Annotated in this window: 4 protein-coding genes; all 4 read left to right on the top strand. The window is 75.0% G+C overall.

The features are described 5' to 3' along the window. Positions 1–1,055 (top strand): hypothetical protein (locus ACFXA3_RS36715; RefSeq protein WP_385194535.1); only part of this gene is annotated, 1,055 nt, incomplete at its 5' end. Beyond that, positions 1,052–1,615 carry a toxin-antitoxin system, toxin component gene (locus tag ACFXA3_RS36710; protein WP_385194533.1) on the top strand — a complete coding sequence of 188 codons (564 nt, stop codon included), beginning with the start codon at positions 1,052–1,054 and terminating at the stop codon, positions 1,613–1,615. The genes ACFXA3_RS36715 and ACFXA3_RS36710, both read left to right, overlap by 4 nt. 108 nt (positions 1,616–1,723) lie before the next feature. Beyond that, positions 1,724–3,193: an NAD(P)/FAD-dependent oxidoreductase gene (locus tag ACFXA3_RS36705; RefSeq protein ID WP_385194531.1), complete on the top strand. Its 1,470-nt coding sequence runs from the start codon at positions 1,724–1,726 to the stop codon at positions 3,191–3,193. Continuing rightward, a partial coding sequence (locus tag ACFXA3_RS36700; protein WP_385194528.1) for an MAB_1171c family putative transporter occupies positions 3,190–4,420 on the top strand: 1,231 nt, incomplete at its 3' end. The genes ACFXA3_RS36705 and ACFXA3_RS36700, both read left to right, overlap by 4 nt.

Genomic DNA, 4,420 nt, shown 5'->3' with positions numbered 1-4,420 from the left:
CGCCCCCCGCCCCCCCCCCCCCCCGGCCGCCCGCGCGGGCCCGGGCGGGGGGGCCCGCGGCGCGGCCCGGCCGGGCCCCGGCCGTGGTGCGGGGCCCGGAGCGGCGGAGCCGGCCGCGCGGGCACCCCCCCGCGCTCGTCCCCCGTGTCGTGGCCGGGACGGCTCCCGAGGCCCCCCTGTGCCTTCGGGTGCACCGGCGTTTCCTGCGGCTGCGGGCCACCCGCCGCGACAAGCACGGCCGGGAGTGGTCCCTCGCCGCCATCGCCGAGGACTTCCGGGCGCCGGGCGCCTCCCTGGGCCCGCTCAACGCGGGCACCGGACTGCCCCGGCTGGGCCATGCGGCGGGCGTGCAGCGGTTCTTCGGGGTCTACGCGGGCTTCCTCCTGGCCGACAGCCAGTGCGCGGTGGAACGCGCCCTCGCCGCCACCGCCACCCTCCCCGACGGCGGCCACGGCGGCGGCACGCCGGACCTCGGGCGCCTGTCGTACCTGACGGGCATGCCCCCGCAGGACATCCGGCTGACGCTGGACGGCGCACCGCCCCGGCTCCCGCTGAAGGAGCAGGTCCACCAGCGGTTCGAGCACCTGCGCCGCACCCGGCTGCGGGCGGACGGCCAGGCCCACTCCCTCGCCGCCATCGCCCAGTCCTTCGACGCGTCGGGGCAGTCGCTGACCCGCCTCGCGCGCGGCGAGGGTCGGCCGAACCTCGCCGCGGCCGCCGGGATCCAGCGCTTCTACGGGGTCGACGGCGGCTTCCTGCTGGCCGACGACACAGAGGCGCTCGCCACCGCCCTCGCCGGAATCGAGCACGAGCTGGAAACCGCCGGCCGGAACGCGGAAAACCCGATGCTCGCCGTCCTGCGGGCGCACGATGTACGCAGCATCGTCACACGGGCCGGGCGGCTCTCTCCGGCGGGCTGGAAGTCGCTGGCCGACCACCTCGACGACCTGCTGGCCCGCGAGGGAGTGCTGGGGCGTCCGGGCGCGGGGCCCGAACGCCCGCACCGGGCGGCGGTGCGGGACGACCGGAAGGCTGCCGAGGGGGGAGCGCCATGAGGACCACACGGACCATGCGGAAACTCGGCGGGGATCTGCTGGCGGACGCACGCCTGGCACAGCCGGCCGATGCCGCCGGGATCATCGGCAGCCTGTGCGCCGCGTACGGCCGCCGGCGCGGCGGGCGGCCGGTGGAGTTCCGGTTCGCCGGGTTCCCGCCCGACACGGCCAGCGGGTTATGGCTGGAGATGGCGGAGCGCGACCTGCTCGTCATCGAGGAGCGCACCCGGCCCGAACACCAGCTCGTCATCGCCTGCCACGAGTTGTGGCACATGGAGGAAGGCACCTGCGACAGCCACGGCCCCGGCATGGCCGTGGCGGCCCGCCTCACGGGAGACCGGGGCGACCTCGCGGAGCTGCTGCGCTCGGAGACGGGCCTGGGCAGCGTGGTCCGGCAGGCGGCCGCCCGCGCCGACCGCGAGGATCCGGCGGAGATCCGGGCGGAGACCTTCGGCCTGTACCTCGGCCAGCTCCTGAAGGCGTTCCTGCCGGGTCCCCGCGAGGAGCGGTCCCCCGAGGCGATCGAGCGCATCAAGTCCTCGCTCGGCTGGGGCCGTTGAGACGGGCCCCCACGGCGCACCCGTGACGCCCGGCGACCGGCGCCTCCTCCTCCCGACGCACCTCACGCGCGCCGCTGCCCCCGCACGGCCCTGACAGAGAGCACCACGATGACCCAGTCCTCCCCGCCCCGCCACGTCGTCGTCATCGGCGGCAGCATGGCCGGCCTGCTGGCTGCGGCCGTGCTCGCCGAGCACGCGACGGTCACGATCATCGACGCCGACACGCTGCCCGACAGTCCGGCACCGCGGCGCGGACTCCCGCAGGCCCGGCACGTCCACGTCATGTGGTCCGGCGGGGCGCGCGCCATCGAGAAGATACTCCCGGGCATCACGGACGACTGGACGGCGGCGGGCGCGATCCGCCGCAGCCTGCCCACCGACCTGGTCACCAAGACCGCCCAGGGCTGGATCCCGCGCTGCGGGGAGAAGCAGTTCAACATCTCGTGCAGCCGCGACCTGCTCGATGCGGTGGTCCGCGCCCGGGTGACCGGGCTGCGCGGCGTCAGCACGCTCCAGCAGAGCCGCGTACGGGCCCTGGAGGGTACGGCCGCCCGCGTCACCGGCGTCCGCGTCGACACCCCCGGCGAGGAGGGCCGTCTGCTGACCGCCGACCTGGTGGTCGACGCCAGCGGGCGCGGCTCCCGGGCCCGGGCCTGGCTCCAGGAACTGGGCGTCGGGGGGATCAGACAGGCCCAGGTCGACTCCGGTCTGGTCTACGCGACCCGGATCTTCGAAGCCCCCGCCGGCGCCCACGCGATGGGATTCCCGATCGTCAACGTACAGTCCGATCCCCGGATGTACGTGCCCGGCCAGACCGCGACGATCGTCCCCATCGAGAACGGCCAGTGGCAGGCCACCCTGTCCGGGACCCGCGGCGGCCAGCCCACCGGCGACCCCGATCAGTTCATCCCGTTCGCCAAGGGCATCCGCGACCCGATCGTCGGCGAGCTCCTCGAAGGCCGCACCCCGCTGACCGACGTCGCCGTCACCCAGGGCACCGCCAACCGCAGGGTCTACTTCGAGAAGGCCGACCTGCCCGACGGGTTCTTCGCCGTCGGCGACTCCGTCGCCACCTTCAACCCGCTGTACGGCCAGGGCATGACCGTCGCCGCGCAGGGCCTGCTGGCCGTACGCGCCCTGCTGCGCGCCAAGGGGCTCGGCCATCCCGGATTCGGCCGCGAGGCGCAGTGCGCGCTCGTCCCGCAGGTGGCCACGGCGTGGGAGCTCGCCACCTCGCAGGACATCCTGTACCCCGGGGCCACCGGCATGAAGCCGCGGGCCGGGGTGGGGCTGCTCAACGCGTACGTCAACCGGTTGATGACCGGGGCCACCACTCGGGAGGCGCTGACCGCCGCGTTCCTCCAGGTGATCACGATGAGCAGCACGCCCTCGTACTGGCTGCGCCCCTCGGTGGTCTGGCACGTGCTGCGCGCCTCGGACCAGGGTGCGCTGAAGGCGCCGCCGCTGACCGCGGCCGAGCGGGCCGTGGCGGGACTGGACCAGGGATCGGACCCGGTGGACCCGGTGGATCCGGCCGGTCCCGTCGGCCCCGTCGGTCCCGTCGGCCAGGCACGATGACCGACGGTCTCATCCTCTACGTTCCGGGGTCGGTGATGATCCTGGCGCTGCTGATCAAGGCGCCGACCCTGCGCCGGGGCTGGGACCAGCCGCTCATGCGGGCCGTGTGCACCCTGCTGGTCGTCGGCTGCCTCGTGATGTTCCTGGCGGCGCCGCCCACGATCTCCGCCGTCAACCGGCTCACCGGAATCGTCAACTTCTCGGCCCCGCTGGTGTACGGCGTGCTCACCGCGTTCTCGGGGTCCTGCATCGTCCTGGTCCTGCAGTGGGGCGGCGGGCCGCCCGCGGTGGTGCGGCGCGCGACCCGGCTGACGGTGGCCGCGTTCGGCGCCGTCACGCTGCTCATCGTCGTCCTGTTCGTGCTCGGCGACGCACCGGTGGAGCGGCTGCGCGACCTGGACACGTACTACGCCAACACGCCCTGGCTGCGCGAGATGATCGTCTGCTACCTGCTCGCCCACACCGTGGGCAGCTCGACGCTCACCCTGCTGTGCTGGAAGTGGCTGCTGCGCGTCCGCCCCTCGCTGCGCCCGCTGCGCACCGGACTGGCCCTGATCATGCTCGGCGGCGTGCTGGACCTGGGTTACCTGGTCAGCAAGTGGGCGGCGGTGGGCGCCCGCTGGACGGGCCGCGACTGGGACGGGCTGTCCACGTACGTGGCCCCGCCGTTCGCCTCCGCGGCGGCCCTGATGGTGGGCTCGGGGTTCATCGTGCCGCTGGTCGGCGGCTCGGCGGCCTGGCGCGACTTCAGCCGGTACCGGCGGCTGCACCCGCTGTGGAAGGCGCTGCGCGGATTCGCCGCGTCGAGCGTGACGACGGTTCCGCTGACCTGGTGGTCGCCGATCGGGATCCGGCTCATCCACCGCGAATCGGTGATCGACGACGGGATCCTGGCCCTGGGCCGCTGGTTCGACCCGGCCGTCCGGGGCCTCGCCCACGAGGCCGCGCTGCGCCAGGGCCTGCCCGAACCGCAGGCTTCGGTCGTGGCCGACGCGGCCATGCTCGCCGCGGCCTGCCGGCGCCGGGAGGCCGCCGAGGCAGCGCAGGCGGCGGCGCAGGCGGCACAGGCCGCGGATGCCGCGGACCGGGCCGGTGCCGGCGGCGCCGGGCGGGATCCGGCCGGTGCAGTACCGCGGCTGCCCGGATCGAAAACGCATGGAGCCCCGCCGCGTGCTGCACCTTCCCGCGGAGTCAGCAACTCCCCCAACGCTGCGTCCGGAACAAGAG

Source organism: Streptomyces sp. NPDC059456 (genome assembly GCF_042750055.1).
GTDB lineage: Bacteria > Actinomycetota > Actinomycetes > Streptomycetales > Streptomycetaceae > Streptomyces.
This window is presented reverse-complemented; position numbering and strand designations above follow the sequence as displayed.